Origin of the sequence: Mycobacterium shinjukuense (genome assembly GCF_010730055.1) — a bacterium.
In the GTDB taxonomy this organism is placed as follows: Bacteria; Actinomycetota; Actinomycetes; order Mycobacteriales; family Mycobacteriaceae; genus Mycobacterium; species Mycobacterium shinjukuense.
Map to the genome: position 1 here is coordinate 1,477,031 of NZ_AP022575.1, position 16,790 is coordinate 1,493,820.

Consider the following 16,790-nt stretch of genomic DNA (forward strand, 5'->3'; position numbering starts at 1 on the left):
GTCGCCGTCGGCAGGGATGTTCGGTGTGCCCGCCTTGCCGCGACAACCTCTGGGGTGCCACCGAGTGTTAGGGATTGTCGCTGCTAGGCGGGCACATTGGGTGTTCGCTGGAGGAGAGACTCCTGGGGCCACTGTGACTTGCTCGGTTGGCCAGCGCCGTGCGAGTGGGGCCCGGCCGGTCCGGTAGATCGATTTCAGCGTGCGGTCGGCCTCGAGCCCCGCGGCCTCGGCGAAAACCAGGTCCAACAGCGGCCGCCGACGAAAAACCGTGCGGGTGAAGACGTCAGTCGGAACCGCTAGGCGCGGCCAGCCGGCCCGAACAGCACACGGTCGTGGATCAGGCGCTCGATCTCTTCCGGGCTCATGCCAAGCAGTCTGCGACAGATCTCCCAAGTGTCCCGTCCGGGTTGCGGCGCCGGGCGTTGGGGCGCCTGCGGGATGTGACGAAACGGTGCCGGACCTGTCTCCGCCGGCAGCGGACGGGCGATCAGCGGATGCACCATGTCGCGCAGCAGTTTTCGCTCGATCAGCTGGGGGTCCGCCAGGATATCGGGCGGTCGGTTCATCGGGCCGGCCAAAACACCGGCCGCCTGCAGCGCCTGGGCCGCCTGCACGGGGGTACGGGTGCGTGTCCAGGCCGACACCACGGCCACCAACTCGGCGCGGTTGGTCACCCGCGACTCAGCTGTCGCGAAGCGCGGGTCCCTCGCCAACTCGGGCGTACCGAAAACAGAGGCGGCGCAGCACCATTGGTCGTCGGAGCGGATTGAGATGACGCACCATTCGTCGTCGCCGGCGCATGGGTAGACGGCGTGCACGGCGGATTCGGGCCGGATGTCGGCGACCCCGGCCGCCGAGGCGGCCTCGGTGACGAACAGGGTGTCCAGTTGGTTGACGACGACTTCGGCCTGAGAGATGTGGACGTGGGCACCCCGGCCCGCTCGATGGCCGGTCCGGTCTCGGCGGATCAGCGCCGCCAGCGCGAGCACGGCACCGACCCGCCCGACCACGTGGTCCGGGAAGATCGTGGTCGCGTCGTAGAAGGCATGCCGGGCTTGGTCGCGACGGGCTTCGTCGGACGTCCAGACGCCGGTGACGCCGGTGGCGGCGCGCACCAACGGGCCGTAGCCCAGCCGACTGCGCCATGGCCCCCGGTTGCCGAAAGCGCTGCTTCCGGCGAGCACGATCCGCGGGTTGAGCGCCCGCAGCGCGTCGTAGGTAATCCCAAGCGAGGTCAGCGTTCCCGGCTTGAAGTTGGCGAAGACCGCGTCGGCCTCGGCGACCAGGCGACCAAAGATGTCCTTGCCGGCGCTGCCGCGCAGGTCCAGTCCGAGGGCGAGGTGGTTGCGGTGGGTCCAGGCGAACGACTCGCTCATCGCGTCGCCGATGCGGGCCTGCCGCAGCCCGTCCGGATAGTCAGCACTTTCGACCTTGATGACCTCCGCACCCAGGTCGCCGAACAGCCGGCTCAGCTCGCCGCCGGCGACGATGATGCCGAGGTCGAGAATCCGCAGACCGGCGAACGGATAGTCGCCGATCCGGCCCCGGGGCGGGGGAACCGGCACCGGGTCGGCAAGCCAGCGCGGCTCGTCTCGTCCGACGGCGGGGGCCGGGCTACGGAAACCCGCGCGCTCGCCGTCGACGACGAAGTACCCGGTGGGCACCCTGGTGTGCACCCCGGGGACGAGTTCGGCATCGGTGATCGCGCCCACCGCCTGGAAATGTTCGCAGTCCAGGATCCGCGACGGCGTCAGCACCGCGGCGATCGGCACCCCTTGCGCCTGCCCGGCGGCGACCAGATCCTTCATGGTCTGGTCGGCGAAGAACGCCTCGACCAGGGCGCTGATCTTCGGCCAGGCGGCCAACCGCGCGCCGATCACGTCGTATTTGGGGTCTTGAAAGGCGTCCGGTTCCCCCAGCCACCGGCGCAGGCCGCGCCACTGCCGGGGCGCCATGATGCACAACCGCACGTAGCCGTCCTTGCACGGATAGATCGGGTACGCGTCCTGGTTCTTGGGTCGTCCCCGCCACCGTTTGCTGCTGCGGATGCCGGCGGCGACCTGTCCGTGCGCCCCGAACACCGGGTCCAGCGCCATGACAACGGCGTCAAACCGCGAGAAATCGATGTAATCTCCTGTACCGCAACGCAATCGGTTGTAGTAGGCGACCAACACCGCCCAGGCCGCCTGCGCGGCCGCGGTGGCCGACGCGATGCCGGTCGGTGGCAGCACCGGGGTACCGGTGGCCGGACCCGACCGCGACAGCGACCCCGACATCGCATACAACACCGGATCGGTCGCACGCCATGACGCCCGCGGGCCGACGGCTCCGAAGTCGGTCACCGACATCGCGACCAGGTGAGGATACCGATCGGCCAGGTCGGCGCATGACCAGCCGTAGGCGGCGGCCCGCCCGGGAAGGCCGCTGTCCACCACGATGTCGGCGCCCGCGGCCAGGTCGAGGAATCGCCGACGGTCGCCCTCGTCGTGCGGGTTCAGCACGGTGCTGCGCTTGTTCGCGTTGTGCACGGCAAACGGGATGCTGGCACCGGCCAGTGTCGGCGGCGTCGCGCGTCCCGGGCTGCCGCCGGGGGGTTCCACCTTGAGCACGTCGGCGCCCAGGTCGGCCAGCAAACGAGTGACGGTGTCAGCGCTGCCGTCGGACAAGTCGAGCACGCGCACCGCGTCGAGCAACCCGTCCGGCATGTGGACACCGTACAAGGCGCTGCGTCGCCGCCCGCACACAACCGGTGCCAGCGTGAAATCCCATGCGACAGAACGACGTCCGTGATAGCCGCCCGACGTTGGCCGCGGTCGCACGCCCGGACGTTTGCACGACGGCTGCCGGAGTGCTGTGCTTGGCTCATCGCACCGCGAAGGGACGGAACGTGGCAGGCACCAGGTCGATCGGCCCCAAGATCCGTGACAAGGTCATCGTCATCACCGGGGGTGCGCGCGGAATCGGTTTGGCGACCGCGGCCGCGCTGCACAATCTGGGCGCCAAGGTCGCCATCGGCGACGTTGACGAGGCAAAGGTGAAGGAGTCCGGTGCCGACCTGGGGCTCGACGTGTACGGAAAGCTCGATGTCACCGACCCGCAGTCGTTTTCGGACTTCCTCGATCAGGTGGAGCGCCAACTGGGCCCGATCGACGTGCTGGTCAACAACGCCGGCATCATGCCCGTTGGCCGGATTGTCGACGAGCCCGACGCGGTCACCCGGCGCATCCTCGACATCAATGTCTACGGGGTGATCCTGGGCAGCAAGCTCGCCGCCCAGCGGATGGTGCCGCGCGGGCGGGGGCACGTCATCAATGTCGCCTCGTTGGCCGGCGAGCTCTACGTCGTGGGGCTGGCCAGCTACTGCGCCAGCAAGCACGCGGTCATCGGGTTCACCGATTCGGCGAGGCTCGAGTACCGGTCGGCCGGTGTGAAGTTCTCCACGGTGTTGCCGACGTTCGTCAACACCGAGCTGACGGCGGGAACCGCCGGGGTGAAAGGATTCAAAAACGCCGAACCCGAAGACATCGCCGACGCGATCGTCAGGCTGATCGCTCACCCCAAGCCGCGGGTGCGGGTCACCAGGGCGGCCGGCGCGGCGGTCGCGGCACAGAAGTTCATGCCGCGCGTGGTGACCGAGGGGCTCAACCGCATGCTCGGCGGTGAACATGTCTTCACCGACGACGTCGACGTGGCCAAGCGCGAGTCCTATGAGGCCCGCGCTCGCGGCGAAGTGTGAGCCGGGCGAGCTCCACCGATCCTCGGCGTTACCCTGTGCGGGTGGCGCAGGTGGTGTCGGTCAATGTGGCGCGTGTTCGGACTAATCCCGATCCGCGCGCGGTGTCGACGGTGACCGGCATCGACAAGGTGGCCACGACCGAGGCGGTGATGGTGCGCGCACCGGGGCCGATGCATGGCGGCCTGGGCAGTGGGCTCGTCGGGGACACCATCGGCAACCAGAAGGTCCACGGCGGGGATGACCAGGCCGTCTACGCGTATGCGCGAGAAGATCTGGACGCGTGGGAAACCCAGCTTCAGCGCCCGCTCACCCCCGGGATGTTCGGCGAGAACCTGACGACCGCCGGCGTTGATGTGACCAACGCGCGAATCGGCGAACGTTGGCGGATCGGCGCCGATGGCTTGCTGCTGGAGGTCTCCGCGCCGCGCACGCCGTGTCGAACGTTTGCGGCGTTCCTGAATCGCCAGCACTGGATCAAGACCTTCACCCGGGCCGCCAAACCCGGTGCGTACTTACGGGTGATCGCGCCCGGAACGGTTCGCGCCGGCGATGCAATCACGATCGAATACCGCCCCGATCACGAAGTGACCGTCGCCTTGGCGTTTCGTGCCCGAATGTCGGAGCCGGAGTTGCTGTCCCGGCTGTTGGCGGCCGACGCACTCTCGGCCGAGCTCGCGGCCTACGCGCGCGGCCACCTCGCGTCCACCGAAGGCTGACCAGCGGGTGCGGCCGGTTGTGGCGTGCCACGATCGGGTCGTCGAACAGCGCCGACGGCCGGCCGCCCACAGGTAGACTCGGCGACGATGTCTGACCTGGCGACCGCAACCCTCCTTCCTGATTCGCTGGTGTCGCAGCTTTCGGTGCTGCACCGGTTCCGGATCCAGGTCGACGTCGCCGTCGTCGTGGTGGTGCTAGTGCTCACCAACCTGATCGCCCACTTCACCACGCCGTGGGCGAGCATCGCGACGGTGCCGGCCGCCGCCGTCGGGCTGGTGATCCTGGTCCGGTGCAACGGCCTGGGCTGGGCCGAACTCGGCCTGGGCCGGGAGCACTGGCGATCCGGGCTCGGATATGCACTGGCCGCCGTGGCCGTCGTGATATCGGTGATCTCGATCGGCGTGCTGCTTCCGATGACCCGGCCGATGTTCATGAACAACCACTACGCGACGGTCTCGGGCGCGCTGGTCGCCTCGATGGTCATCATTCCGCTGCAGACCGTCATCCCCGAGGAGCTGGCCTTTCGCGGGGTGCTGCAGGGCGCGCTGAATCGGGCCTGGGGATTTCGCGGTGTCGCGGTGGCGGGCTCCCTGCTGTTCGGCCTGTGGCATGTCGCGACCTCGTTGGGACTGACGAGCAACAATGTCGGCTTCACCCGGCTGTTCGGCGGCGGATTCGTCGGGATGTGCACGGGGGTGGCCGTAGCGGTGTTGGCCACCGGTGTGGCCGGGTTCGTGTTCAGCTGGCTGCGCCGGCGCAGTGGCAGCCTGCTCGCGCCGATCGCGCTGCACTGGTCGTTGAACGGGGCGGGCGCGGTGGCCGCCGCCGTGGTGTGGCACCTGGCTACCTGATCTGCGTTGCCGTTGCCTCCGGTGAGCAGCTGAAAGCCCGGCAGCCGCGGTTACACCAACAGCACGGCGGCTCCGGCGATTCGGCCGGCACCGAGGTCGGTCAGCGCTCGATCGGCTTGACCGAGTGGATATTCCGGTGTGGTGACGTGGATGTGATGCTGGGCCGCGAAGGCCAGGAAGGCGCGGGCATCGGCGCGAGTGTTGGAGGTGACCGAGCGGATTTGCCGCTCCTGGAACAGATGTCGCTGATAGTTGAGGCGCGGAATATCGGTCAGGTGGATCCCGGCGATGGCCAGGGTGCCGCCCCGGTCCAGCGCTTCCAGTGCGGGCAGCACCAGTTCGCCGACCGGGGCGAACAGGATCGCGGCGTCCAGCGCCACCGGGGGCGGATCGTCGGCGCCTTGAGCCGACGCGGCGCCCAGCGCCAGCGCCAGCTCGCGCGCCTCGGCCCCGCGGGTCATCACGTGCACCTCGGCGCCTTGGGCCAACGCCACCTGGGTGGTGATGTGCGCGCTGCCGCCGAACCCGTAGACCCCGAGCCGCCCGCCGGGTGGTAGCTCGGCGCGCAGCAGGGAGCGGTATCCGATGATGCCGGCGCACAACAACGGGGCCAGCTCGCTGTCGCTGTACCCGGTGGGCAGGTGGTGCGCGAAAGCCGCAGGGACCGTGGCGAATTCGGCGTACCCGCCGTCGGCGTCCCAGCCGGTGTAGCGGGATTGCGGGCACAGGTTCTCGTCGCCGCGGCGGCAGTATGTGCACACCCCGCAGGTGTGCCGCAGCCAGGCGATGCCAACCTTATCCCCCGGGGCGAAGGTGTCGCCGGCGTCGGCGCCCACCTCGACGACCTCGCCCACCACCTCATGGCCGGGGGTTACCCGGTCGCGGTGCGCCGGCAGGTCGCCCTCGGTGACGTGCAGGTCGGTGCGGCACACCCCGCAGGCGTGCACCGCGACCAGCAGCTCGGCCGGTTCGGGCCGCGGCACCTCGGTGGTGACTCGCTGCAGCGGGCCGGTGTTCATTGGGCCGGGGCGACGCACCTGCCACGCGCTCATCGTCGTCGTCGCCTTCGGGCCCATCACTCCATCATGCCGCCGTTTTGCCGGCGTGCGGCTGTGTTACCGCCTGCGCACCAGGCTGACGATCCACAGCAGGATGACCGCACCCAGCAGCGAGACGAAGAACGTGAACCATTTGCGGCCATGCTCGACATCGACATGCAGCCAGTGCAGCAGCATGCCGCCGAGAAACCCGCCGGTCACGCCGATGACGATGTTCAACAGGATGCCCGAGCCGCTGCCCCTGACGATCTTGCCCGCGATCCAGCCGGCGATTCCGCCGATAATGATGTAGGCGAGCCAGCTCACCGCCGTCGGCGGGGCGAAGGTCTGGTAGTCGGTGGTCGCCATGACGTCCATGCGGATCTCCTCGATGGGCTGTTATCTCGGTTTCCCCCGTCCACGCCCCGACGTGGGTGGGTGCTCGCCCACTCGACCGTGCCGGCCCGCCGACCCGCACGCACGCTCAAGCCGGTTGGGTCCGCGGCGACGCCGGGGTGGGGGTGGGGTTTACTCCCGCGGCCGGGGCCTGGGCGGGCGACGGTTCGGGCGCGGGCGCTGCCGGCGCCGGTGCGAGCTCTCCCGGAGCTTGGGCGGGGGCCGGCGGCGGTGTCCACGGCCGGATCGACTCGGCCAAGACCTTGGCCGCATTCTTGTCGACCGGGTTGTTCGAGGTCCCGAGCCAGACCACAAACCAGCGCTGGGGTGGTCCGGCATTGGGTGTGCTGGCCGCGGGAGTGCCGATGACGCCGGTCCAGATCTGGCCGTTCGGCTTGGCCGGATCACTGAACTTCACCTCGTAGTAGGAGGCGCTTCCGGAGACCCCATTGGCGTTGAGCGGAACGGTTTCCTGGTTGATCCTCGTGCCGGGGTAGGGCATGAAAAACTCGCCCATGTCCGAGCCCAGCCGGATCGCCGCCTTGGGATTGGTGGCTTCGGCGCTGGCGTAAAGCCGTTGGTCCAGCCGGCCGAGCACGATGCGGGTGTCGTTGGCGACCGGCGGCGCCTGTCCGGGCAGCGGCGGTTCGCCGAGCGACTTGCTGAGCAGGGCCGACCCGTAGTCGAGGTGGGAGGCGTCGGACTCCACCCAGCCGGGGGGGATCACGAAGCTGAATCCGCCGGCTGCGTTGCCGACGCGGCCGGGCTCGGGTGCGTTGGGGTCGACGACGGGTGTGGGTGGTGCGTTGGGGTCGACCGGCGGTGGGACCGCGCTGGGATCGCCGGGCTGGCCGGTCGGCGTGTTCGTTGGCGCCGGTGTGGCCGCGGTGGTCGCCGGTGCGGGTGTGGCGGTGGTCGCCGGGGCCGCGGTCGTGGTGGGCGGGGGCACTGGCTCCGGATCGGCGCTGGAGGTCGCCGGCAACGCAATGGTGACGACGCTGGCACCGGCCGCCGCGGCGATCGCCAAGACCGCCCACAGTCCGTTGCGACGTGTCGAGTTGGGGTCCACCTGATGCATGGCGACGAACCTACCGTGTTAGCGCCGGGACGCAAGGACGACCTGCTCGGCTCACCGGCGGGTGTGTCGCCACGGCGCCGGGTGCAGCGCCACCTCGTGAGCCTTGACGCTGAACCACACGCTCGCCCCGGGTGTCAGCTGCAGCTCTGCGGCGGCTTCGGCGGTGACGCGTGCCGTCAGGCCGGGTGCGCCATCGGGCTGGTCCTGGCCGCGCAGCTGGACGTCCGGTCCGCGGGCATGCAGCTCGGCTAGGGTCACCCGCACGGTGTTGCGCGGGCTGCCCCGCGGCGGGTCTCGATACACCGCCACCGCCGCGGGCGCGAACACCGCAACCGCATGTTGTCCGGCGGTGAGCGGCTCGCCCGCGGTGCCCTGCCAATACTGTCCGGACCCGGTGTGCAGGTGGCCATCGGGGCCGATCGTTCCGCCGACGAGGTTGACGCCCGCGATACGGGCTCCGAAATGACTGCGCGGAGCGGCGAGCACATCGGCGACCGGACCGATCTCGGTGACTTTCCCGGCCTCCAACACCAGGACCCGATCGGCCAGGGTGAACACATCCAGCAGGTCGTGGGTGACCAGGACGGCAGCGCATCCGCTGCTGCTGACCACGCTGCGCAGCACCGCGCGCACGGCCGCGGCGGCGGCCACGTCGAGCCCGGTCAGCGGCTCGTCGAGGAGCAGCACCTCGGGATCGGCTGCCAGTGCTCGCGCGATGGCGACCCGCCGCGCTTGACCTCCCGACAACCGCCGCGGCTTACGGTCGGCCAGCTGCTCGGCGTCGACCTCGCGCAGCCAGCGCAGGGCCGACCGTTTCTCCCGGGCACGGCCGGACCGGAACATCCCGCGACGACTGCACGGTCCGAACGCCACGTTGGCGGCCACGCTCAAGTGCGGAAACAGCAATGCATCCTGCAGCAGCAGCCCAACCCGACGATCGTGGGTCGCCACGTTGACACCGGTGGCGGTGTCGGTCAACACCCGGTTCCCCACCCGCACATGCCCCTCATCGGGTCGGAGCAGCCCGGCGATGACGTGCAGGGCGGTGGATTTGCCCGCGCCGTTGGGTCCGAGCACGGCCAGCACCTCGCCCGCGGACACCGAGAACTCAACGTCAAGCTGGCGGTCTGCGACCAGCGCGCGCAGCTGCAACTCGCTCATGTTCGGCTACCTCGTGTCCGAGCCGGTCAGCCGGCGAGCGCCCAGGACCATTACCACCAGCGCCGCCAGTGCGACCAGCAGCATCGACAGCGCCACCGCCGCGTCCGGGTCGTTGACCCGTTGCAGATAGATCTCCAGCGGCAGGGTGCGGGTGACGCCCTGCCGGGAGCCGGCGAACGTTAGCGTCGCCCCGAACTCCCCGAGCGAGCGGGCGAAAGCCAGCACCGCCCCGGACATCATGGCCGGCGCCAGCAGCGGCAGCGTGACCCGCCACCAGACCGCGCCGGGCCGCGCCCCGAGCGTCGCCGCCACCACCTCGTAGCCGGCTCCCGCGACGCGGGCGGCACCCTCGAGGGAGATCACCAGAAACGGCAACGACACAAAGGTTTGCGCCAGCACCACTGCGGCCGTGCTGAACGCGATGCGGATACCGGCCGCCTCCAGGTAGTGCCCGAGCAATCCGAGCCGCCCGAACGCATAGAGCAACGCCATGCCGCCGACCACCGGCGGCAGCACCAACGGCAGCAGGACCAGCGGTCGCAGCAGCCGCACCAGCCGTGGCCGGCCGCGCGCCAACACCAGCGCCATCGGGACGCCCAGCAGCAGGCACAGCATCGTGCTCACGGCGGCGGTGCGCAGGCTCAGCCGGAGTGCCGTCGTGGAGGACGGGCCGGTGATCAGCGACCAGAAGCGCGGCCAATCAGCCTTGATCGCGATCGCGACCAGAGGCAACGCCACCAAGGTCATCCCCACGGCGGCGGGGAGATAAACCCAGCGGGGCAGATCCGTAGGCCGGTGCACGGTCGCTTGTCAGGGCTCGTCAGGGGCTAGCGAAGCCGGACTGATCCAGGATCTTCCGACCGGTCTCAGCCGTCACCGCGGCCACGAACCGCTGCGCCAGCATCGGTTGGGACGCCTTTTTCAGCACCGCGATCGGATAGCTGTTCACCGTCCCCGCGGCCTCGGGAAACGTGACGGTCGCCACCTTGGCGCCGGCGCCGAGCGCGTCGGTGACATACACCAGGCCGGCGTCGGCCTGACCGGTGGTGACCTTGTCGAGCACGTCGGTCACGCTCGGTTCCTCGCTGACCGGATCGAGGCGGATCCCGGTGACGGCTTCGATGCGCCGGGTCGCCGATCCGCACGGCACCCGCTGTTGGCAAATCACCACACCGAGCCCCGGGCGGGCGAGGTCGGCGAAGGAGCCGACATGCTTCGGATTTCCCGGTGTGGTGACGATGACCAACGTGTTGGCGGCAAAGTTCGTCGGATCTCCGGCCAACAACCCGGCCCTGGCGACGGTGTCCATTTGCGCGGTGTCCGCCGAGGCGAACACGTCGGCGGTGGCGCCCTGCGTCAGCTGAGCCGCCAGCTGGGAGGAGCCCGCAAAGCTGAAGTCCACGCTCGTGCCGGGGTTGTCCCTGGTGAAACGCTCACCGATCTGGGTGAACGCGGGCTTGAGCGAGGCAGCCGCGAACACCACGACGGACCGGGCGGCCTGCGCCGTCCGTGGCAACCAACCGCACCCCGCCGGCGCGCAGACCAGCAGCATCGACGCCCAACCGGCCAGCATCCGACGCATTGGACAAACCTAGCCCGGGGGAACTTCGGCCTGCAGCGGGGCCGTGCCACCCTCGGGCGAGAAATAGCACGAGCGCGTGGGCCAAATCGTTACCCAAATCGTCTGCGCGTCGCGGCCACGCGGGATTTGCCGAATAGCTACTGTCCAGTAACATCAACCCTCAGGAGCAAGGTTGGCCGCGCCGGCGCACGCGGATGAGCGGGTGACCTGGCAAGGGTCTGGGTTTCGTTGAGCACGAGGAGGTCGTGGCAGTGGAAGTGCTGGTCACCGGGGGCGACACCGACCTGGGACGCACAGTGGCCGAGAGCTTTCGTGATGCCGATCACAAGATAACCCTGGTGGGCGCCCGCCGAGGCGATCTCGAGGTCGTCGCCAAGGAGCTCGACGCCGACGCCATTGCCTGCGACACCGCCGACCCGGCCAGCCTCACCGAGGTACGCGGTCTGTTCCCGCATCACCTGGACACCATCGTCAACGTGCCGGCACCCACCTGGGACGCCGGTGACCCCCGCACCCACTCGCTGTCCGACACGGCCACCGCGTGGCGCACGGCGCTGGACGCGACGGTGCTCTCGGCGGTGCTGATGGTGCAGGCCGCAGGTGACCATCTGCGTTCCGGTGGGTCCATCATCACCGTGGTGGCCGAGAACCCGCCCGCGGGCAGCGCCGACGCGGCGATCAAGGCCGCCCTGTCGAATTGGATCAGCGGTCAGGCGGAGGTATTCGGCACCCGGGGCATCACGGTCAACGCCGTCGCGTGCGGGCGCGGCGCCCAGCTTGGCTACCAAGGCCTGTCGCGCACGCCCGCGCCCGTTGCCGCGGAGATCGCGCGGCTGACGCTGTTTCTCACCACCGCCGCGGCTCGTCACATCACCGGCCAGACACTGCACGTGAGCCACGGCGCGCTGGCGCACTTCGCCTGAGCCCGTTTCGCTTTCCGCGCGGATCGCGACAACGTCTGCCACGGCAACCGGCGACCGGTGTGATGCGCATGTGGGTAATGACACATGCCCGTGCCTGGGCGTGGCTGGGTCAAGTTGACTAGCGTGGTGGCTAACTGTGTCACCCGTCAAGGAGATTCCGTCAGGAGCCGCTGCGCATGAGTCCCCAGCTAGCTGAACCCGGCCGTCGGCATCACGTGGTGATCATCGGATCGGGGTTCGGCGGACTCAATGCGGCAAAGAAGCTCAAGCGAGCCGACGTCGACATCAAGCTGATCGCCCGCACCACGCATCACCTCTTCCAGCCGTTGCTGTATCAGGTGGCCACCGGGATCATCTCCGAGGGTGAGATCGCGCCGCCCACCCGAGTGGTGCTGCGCAAGCAGCGCAACGTCCAGGTGCTGCTGGGCAACGTCACCCACATCGACCTGGCCAATCGGTGCGTCGTCTCGGAGTTGCTCGGCCACACCTACGAAACGCCGTATGACAGCCTGATCGTCGCAGCCGGAGCGGGCCAATCCTATTTCGGCAACGACCAGTTCGCCGAGTTCGCGCCCGGCATGAAGTCGATCGACGACGCCCTGGAGTTGCGCGGCCGGATCTTGAGCGCCTTCGAACAGGCCGAACGCTCACGCGATCCGGAGCGGCGGGCCAAGCTGCTGACCTTCACCGTCGTCGGAGCCGGCCCGACGGGAGTGGAAATGGCCGGGCAGATCGCCGAACTCGCGTTACACACGTTAAAGGGGGCGTTCCGGCACATCGACTCGGCCAGGGCGCGGGTGATCCTGCTCGACGCCGCCCCCGCGGTGCTGCCCTCGATGGGTGAGAAGCTGGGCCAGCGGGCGGCCGAACGGCTGCAGAAGCTGGGCGTGGAGATCCAGCTGGGTGCACTGGTCACCGATGTCGACCGCAACGGCATCACCGTCAAGGACTCCGACGGCATTGTCCGGCGCATCGAGTCGGCGTGCAAAGTCTGGTCCGCCGGCGTCCAGGCCAGCCGGTTGGGCAGGGACCTCGCCGAGCAGGCCCCCGTCGAGCTGGACCGGGCCGGCCGGGTCCAGGTGCGGCCCGACCTGTCGATCCCCGGGCATCCCAACGTCTTCGTGGTCGGCGATATGGCGGCCGTCGAGGGCGTGCCGGGAGTGGCGCAGGGAGCCATCCAGGGCGCCAAATACGTGGCCAACACGATCAAGCGTGAGCTCGCCGGGGCCGACCCAACACGGCGGGAGCCGTTTCACTATGTCGACAAGGGCTCCATGGCGACGGTGTCGCGGTTTTCCGCGGTCGCCCAGATCGGGCCCCTGGAGTTCAGCGGGTTCATCGCCTGGCTGATCTGGCTGGTGTTGCACCTGGCCTATCTGATCGGGTTCAAGACCAAGATCACCACCTTGCTGTCGTGGACGGTGACGTTTCTGAGCACGCGGCGTGGGCAGTTGACCATCACCGACCAGCAGGCGTTCGCCCGAACGCGGCTCGAACAGCTGGCCGAGCTGGCCGCCGAGGCGCAGGGGTCAACGGCCGGCGCCCGGGTGGCCAGTTAGCCGGTCACCGGCAATCGTGGCCATCTCGTAGTGCGGCATGCGTTAACACCGACGACAGGATCGTCGCGGCTAGGCTAGGCGCCGCCGGAGTGCGTCTCGAGGTTCTGCAGCCGCACCTGACCCCGCGCCACCACCCGTTCGGTCTCGTCGGTGATGGTGACCAACCACAGCTGCTGACGCCGACCACGGTGCAGTGGTTCGGCCTTGCCGTAGACCATCCCCGCCGTGATCGCGCGCAGGAAATCCGTGTTGTTGTTGACGCCCACGACGTTGCCGCCGCCATGCGCGGCCAGCCAGGTGAATGCGGCCACGCTGGCCATGCTTTCGATCATCGAGCAGTAGACGCCGCCGTGCACGATGCCCATCGTCTGCAACAGCTCGGGTTTGACCTGCAGTTGTGCGCGGGCGCCGTCGGGGCTGAGCTCGGTGAACCGCAGACCCAACTCGGCGTCGAAGGGTGCGAAGAAATCGAACGGGGCGTCGGGAACTTCCGGGTCCAGCGTCGAGGACACGTCCTCAGTGTCTACACCATCGGAACCGTCGACCCAACCGGCGGTCGACAGCTCCGGTCTCACGGACCGGGAAACGGGCGAGCCCCGCGCCAGGCGCGGGGCTCGCCGATCGAGTAGACCGGGGGTCACTGCAGCCCTCAGGACTCTGCCGCGGTCTGTGTCGCTCGACCCAACCCAGCATAGGCAAGGCTGCCCTAATTTTGCAAGCGTTAACCGGGTATTGTTTACGACCGCCGGTAGTAATCCGGGGTACGCTGGAATCAACGCTGATGGAGATGGAACGGACTATGGCCAAGCTGACGCGCCTGGGGGATCTGGAACGCGCCGTAATGGATCACCTGTGGTCCACGGCGGAGCCGCAGACCGTGCGCCAGGTCCACGAAGCGTTATCGGCGCGCCGCGAGCTCGCCTACACCACCGTGATGACCGTGCTGCAACGGCTGGCCAAGAAGAATCTGGTCTCCCAGATCCGTGACGATCGCGCCCACCGCTATGCGCCCGTGCATGGCCGTGACGAATTGGTGGCCGGGCTGATGGTCGATGCGCTGGCCCAGGCCGAGGACTCCGGTGGCCGGCAGGCCGCGCTGGTGCACTTCGTCGAGCGGGTCGGCGCCGACGAGGCCGACGCACTCCGGCGCGCACTGGCCGAATTGGAAGCAAGTCATCGCGATTCGCCAACCGCTGGCGCTGCGACGGAGGACTGAGGGAGACTAGCAGCGTGTCCGCGCTGGCCTTCACCATCCTCGCGGTGCTGCTGGCTGGCCCGACACCGGCCGTGTTGGCCCGAGCGACCTGGCCGGTGCGGGCCCCGCGTGCGGCCATGGTGCTCTGGCAAGCCATCGCGCTGGCCGCGGTGCTGTCGGCCTTCAGCGCCGGCATCGCCATCGCCAGTCGGCTGCTCATTCCCGGCCCGCACGGGCGGCCCACGGCCAGCGTCGTCGCGGCGCAGCAACGGCTCGGCTGGCCGCTGTGGGCGGCATACATCGCCGTCTTCGCGCTGACCGTGCTGGTGGGCGCCCGCCTGGCGGTCGCGGTCCTGCGGGTGGCGATCGCCACCCGGCGACGGCGGGCCCGCCACCGGAGGGTGGTCGACCTGGTCGGGGTCGGACATGATGCCGCCCTGGCCCGGCCGTGCGCCCGCACCCTTCGCGTCCTCGATGTCGCGCAACCGCTCGCCTACTGCCTGCCCGGGGTGCGCAGCCGGGTCGTGGTCAGCGAGGGGACGCTGAAGCAGCTCACCGACGACGAAGTCGCGGCCATCCTCACCCATGAGCGGGCTCACCTGCGCGCCCGACACGACCTGGTTCTGGAGGCATTCACCGCGGTCCACGCCGCGTTTCCGCGGCTGGTGCGCAGCGCCCACGCCCTCGGCGCGGCGCAGCTGCTCGTCGAGCTGCTGGCCGACGACGCGGCGGTGCGCGCCGCGGGCCGCGCTCCCCTGGCCCGCGCGCTGGTCGCCTGCGCGTCCGGGCGGGCTCCACAAGGCGCGCTGGCCGCCGGGGGTCCCAGCACGGTGCTGCGGGTGCGCCGGCTGTCGGGGCCCGGCAACAGCCTGGTGGTGTCGGCGGCCGCCTACCTGGCCGCCGCCGCGGTCCTGGTGGTGCCCACCATCGCGTTGGCCGTACCGTGGCTCACCGAGCTGCACCGGCTATTCCTCTAGCTCGACCCCGGGCCGAACGGTTGGGCGCGCCACCAGTCTGCTGTGCCACAGTGTGTCCAATAGCTTTGTCGAAAGCCCCAGCGACAGTTCTGCGAACCTGAGAGGCGAAGAATATGAGCTCCTCGGAAACCAAGACCGCTACCGCCCAGATCGGCGTCACTGGCCTGGCCGTGATGGGTTCCAACCTCGCCCGAAACTTCGCCCGACACGGCTACACCGTCGCGCTGCACAACCGGTCCATCGCCAAGACCGATGCCTTGCTGACCGAGCATGGCTCCGAGGGAAACTTCGTGCGCACCGAAACGATTCCGGAATTCCTTGCCGCGCTGGAAAAACCGCGCCGAGTGCTGGTCATGGTCAAAGCCGGTGACCCCACCGATGCCGTGATCAACGAACTCGCCGACGCCATGGAAGAAGGCGACATCATCATCGACGGCGGCAATGCGCTGTTCACCGACACCATTCGTCGCGAGAAAGCCCTGCGCGAGCGTGGCCTGCATTTCGTCGGGGCCGGGGTGTCCGGGGGTGAAGAGGGAGCGCTGAACGGGCCGTCGATCATGCCCGGCGGACCACCCGAGTCATACCGATCGCTGGGCCCGCTGCTGGAGCGGATCTCCGCTCATGTCGATGGTGTGCCGTGCTGCACCCATATCGGTCCCGATGGCTCCGGCCACTTCGTCAAGATGGTGCACAACGGCATCGAATACTCCGACATGCAGCTCATCGGCGAGGCCTACCAGCTGCTGCGCGACGGGCTGGATCTGACCGCGCCGCAGATCGCCGACGTGTTCACCGAGTGGAACAACGGCGACCTGGACAGCTACCTGGTGCAGATCACCGCGGAGGTGCTGCGCCAAACCGACGCCAAGACCGGCAAGCCGCTGGTCGACGTGATCCTCGACCAGGCCGAGCAGAAGGGCACCGGCCGCTGGACGGTCAAGTCCGCGCTGGACTTGGGCGTGCCGGTGACCGGAATCGCCGAGGCGGTGTTCGCCCGCGCACTCTCCGGTTCGGTGGCGCAGCGCGCGGCCGCGCGGGGGCTGGCCTCGGGCAAGCTCGGTGACAGACCCGCCGACCGTGAGGCGTTCACCGACGACATCCGGCAGGCGTTGTACGCCTCCAAGATCGTGGCCTACGCGCAGGGCTTCAACCAGATCCAGGCCGGCAGCGCCGAATTCGGCTGGGACATCAGACCAGGCGACCTGGCCACCATCTGGCGCGGCGGCTGCATCATCAGGGCCAAATTCCTCAACCGGATCAAGGAGGCGTTCGACGCCGACCCCGACCTGGCCAGCCTGATCGTCGCGCCGTATTTCCGCAGCGCCGTCGAATCGGCGATCGACAGCTGGCGGCGCGTCGTGTGCACGGCGGCCCAACTGGGTATTCCGACCCCCGGATTCTCCTCGGCCCTGTCGTACTACGACGGACTACGCACCGAGCGGTTGCCAGCCGCGCTCACCCAGGCCCAGCGCGACTTCTTCGGTGCCCACACCTACGGGCGCGTCGACCAGCCGGGCACGTTCCACACCCTGTGGAGCGGAGATCGAAGCGAAGTGCCGGCCTAGCGAGCGGGTGTTG

General features: G+C 69.1%; 16 protein-coding genes. 8 read left to right on the forward strand and 8 right to left on the reverse strand.

Going from position 1 to position 16,790, the window contains the following annotated elements; translation table 11 throughout:
• Positions 1 to 296: 296 nt before the first annotated feature.
• Positions 297 to 2,705, reverse strand: a complete 2,409-nt coding sequence (locus G6N20_RS06630; RefSeq protein WP_083051791.1) for a CaiB/BaiF CoA transferase family protein — start codon at positions 2,703 to 2,705, stop codon at positions 297 to 299.
• A 182-nt stretch (positions 2,706 to 2,887) separates the two neighbouring features.
• Here G6N20_RS06630 and G6N20_RS06635 point away from each other — a divergent pair, with 182 nt between their 5' ends.
• The 3 genes from G6N20_RS06635 to G6N20_RS06645 all read left to right on the forward strand — a co-directional run bounded on the left by G6N20_RS06635 (position 2,888) and on the right by G6N20_RS06645 (position 5,304).
• On the forward strand, positions 2,888 to 3,736 hold the full coding sequence (locus tag G6N20_RS06635) for an SDR family oxidoreductase (RefSeq protein WP_083051812.1): 849 nt from the start codon (positions 2,888 to 2,890) through the stop codon (positions 3,734 to 3,736).
• A 50-nt stretch (positions 3,737 to 3,786) separates the two neighbouring features.
• Positions 3,787 to 4,452, forward strand: coding sequence for an MOSC domain-containing protein (locus tag G6N20_RS06640; protein ID WP_083051815.1), 666 nt, complete (start codon positions 3,787 to 3,789; stop codon positions 4,450 to 4,452).
• A gap of 87 nt (positions 4,453 to 4,539) precedes the next feature.
• A complete protein-coding gene (locus G6N20_RS06645; protein WP_083051788.1) occupies positions 4,540 to 5,304 on the forward strand; it encodes a CPBP family intramembrane glutamic endopeptidase in 765 nt (254 codons plus the stop codon).
• A 50-nt stretch (positions 5,305 to 5,354) separates the two neighbouring features.
• Here G6N20_RS06645 and G6N20_RS06650 read toward each other — a convergent pair whose 3' ends face one another.
• The 6 genes from G6N20_RS06650 to modA form a co-directional block, all read right to left on the reverse strand.
• Positions 5,355 to 6,380 carry a zinc-binding alcohol dehydrogenase family protein gene (locus G6N20_RS06650; RefSeq protein ID WP_276003707.1) on the reverse strand — a complete coding sequence of 342 codons (1,026 nt, stop codon included), beginning with the start codon at positions 6,378 to 6,380 and terminating at the stop codon, positions 5,355 to 5,357.
• A gap of 39 nt (positions 6,381 to 6,419) precedes the next feature.
• Positions 6,420 to 6,719, reverse strand: coding sequence for a GlsB/YeaQ/YmgE family stress response membrane protein (locus G6N20_RS06655; RefSeq protein ID WP_083051782.1), 300 nt, complete (start codon positions 6,717 to 6,719; stop codon positions 6,420 to 6,422).
• 106 nt (positions 6,720 to 6,825) lie between these two features.
• Positions 6,826 to 7,815: an alanine and proline-rich secreted protein Apa gene (locus G6N20_RS06660; protein WP_083051779.1), complete on the reverse strand. Its 990-nt coding sequence runs from the start codon at positions 7,813 to 7,815 to the stop codon at positions 6,826 to 6,828.
• Positions 7,816 to 7,866: 51 nt separating this feature from the next.
• Positions 7,867 to 8,976 carry a sulfate/molybdate ABC transporter ATP-binding protein gene (locus tag G6N20_RS06665; protein ID WP_083051776.1) on the reverse strand — a complete coding sequence of 370 codons (1,110 nt, stop codon included), beginning with the start codon at positions 8,974 to 8,976 and terminating at the stop codon, positions 7,867 to 7,869.
• A 6-nt stretch (positions 8,977 to 8,982) separates the two neighbouring features.
• Entirely contained in the window at positions 8,983 to 9,777 is a 795-nt protein-coding gene (locus G6N20_RS06670; protein ID WP_083051773.1) for an ABC transporter permease, read from the reverse strand.
• A gap of 19 nt (positions 9,778 to 9,796) precedes the next feature.
• Positions 9,797 to 10,558, reverse strand: a complete 762-nt coding sequence (gene modA, locus G6N20_RS06675) for a molybdate ABC transporter substrate-binding protein (protein WP_083051770.1) — start codon at positions 10,556 to 10,558, stop codon at positions 9,797 to 9,799.
• Positions 10,559 to 10,803: 245 nt separating this feature from the next.
• On the opposite strand from modA, the gene G6N20_RS06680 reads away from it, so the two are divergent.
• The gene (locus tag G6N20_RS06680; protein WP_083051767.1) at positions 10,804 to 11,481 is read left to right on the forward strand and encodes an SDR family oxidoreductase; all 678 of its coding nucleotides are present in this window, start codon (positions 10,804 to 10,806) and stop codon (positions 11,479 to 11,481) included.
• A 176-nt stretch (positions 11,482 to 11,657) separates the two neighbouring features.
• Positions 11,658 to 13,040, forward strand: coding sequence for an NAD(P)/FAD-dependent oxidoreductase (locus G6N20_RS06685; RefSeq protein WP_083051764.1), 1,383 nt, complete (start codon positions 11,658 to 11,660; stop codon positions 13,038 to 13,040).
• A 74-nt stretch (positions 13,041 to 13,114) separates the two neighbouring features.
• Here G6N20_RS06685 and G6N20_RS06690 read toward each other — a convergent pair whose 3' ends face one another.
• The gene (locus G6N20_RS06690; RefSeq protein ID WP_083051809.1) at positions 13,115 to 13,540 is read right to left on the reverse strand and encodes a PaaI family thioesterase; all 426 of its coding nucleotides are present in this window, start codon (positions 13,538 to 13,540) and stop codon (positions 13,115 to 13,117) included.
• A 299-nt stretch (positions 13,541 to 13,839) separates the two neighbouring features.
• Here G6N20_RS06690 and G6N20_RS06695 point away from each other — a divergent pair, with 299 nt between their 5' ends.
• The 3 genes from G6N20_RS06695 to gndA all read left to right on the forward strand — a co-directional run bounded on the left by G6N20_RS06695 (position 13,840) and on the right by gndA (position 16,777).
• Positions 13,840 to 14,256 carry a BlaI/MecI/CopY family transcriptional regulator gene (locus G6N20_RS06695; RefSeq protein WP_083051050.1) on the forward strand — a complete coding sequence of 139 codons (417 nt, stop codon included), beginning with the start codon at positions 13,840 to 13,842 and terminating at the stop codon, positions 14,254 to 14,256.
• Between the two features lie 14 nt (positions 14,257 to 14,270).
• Positions 14,271 to 15,212: a M56 family metallopeptidase gene (locus G6N20_RS06700; protein ID WP_083051047.1), complete on the forward strand. Its 942-nt coding sequence runs from the start codon at positions 14,271 to 14,273 to the stop codon at positions 15,210 to 15,212.
• Between the two features lie 113 nt (positions 15,213 to 15,325).
• A complete protein-coding gene (gene gndA, locus G6N20_RS06705; protein WP_083051045.1) occupies positions 15,326 to 16,777 on the forward strand; it encodes an NADP-dependent phosphogluconate dehydrogenase in 1,452 nt (483 codons plus the stop codon).
• Positions 16,778 to 16,790 lie beyond the last annotated feature (13 nt).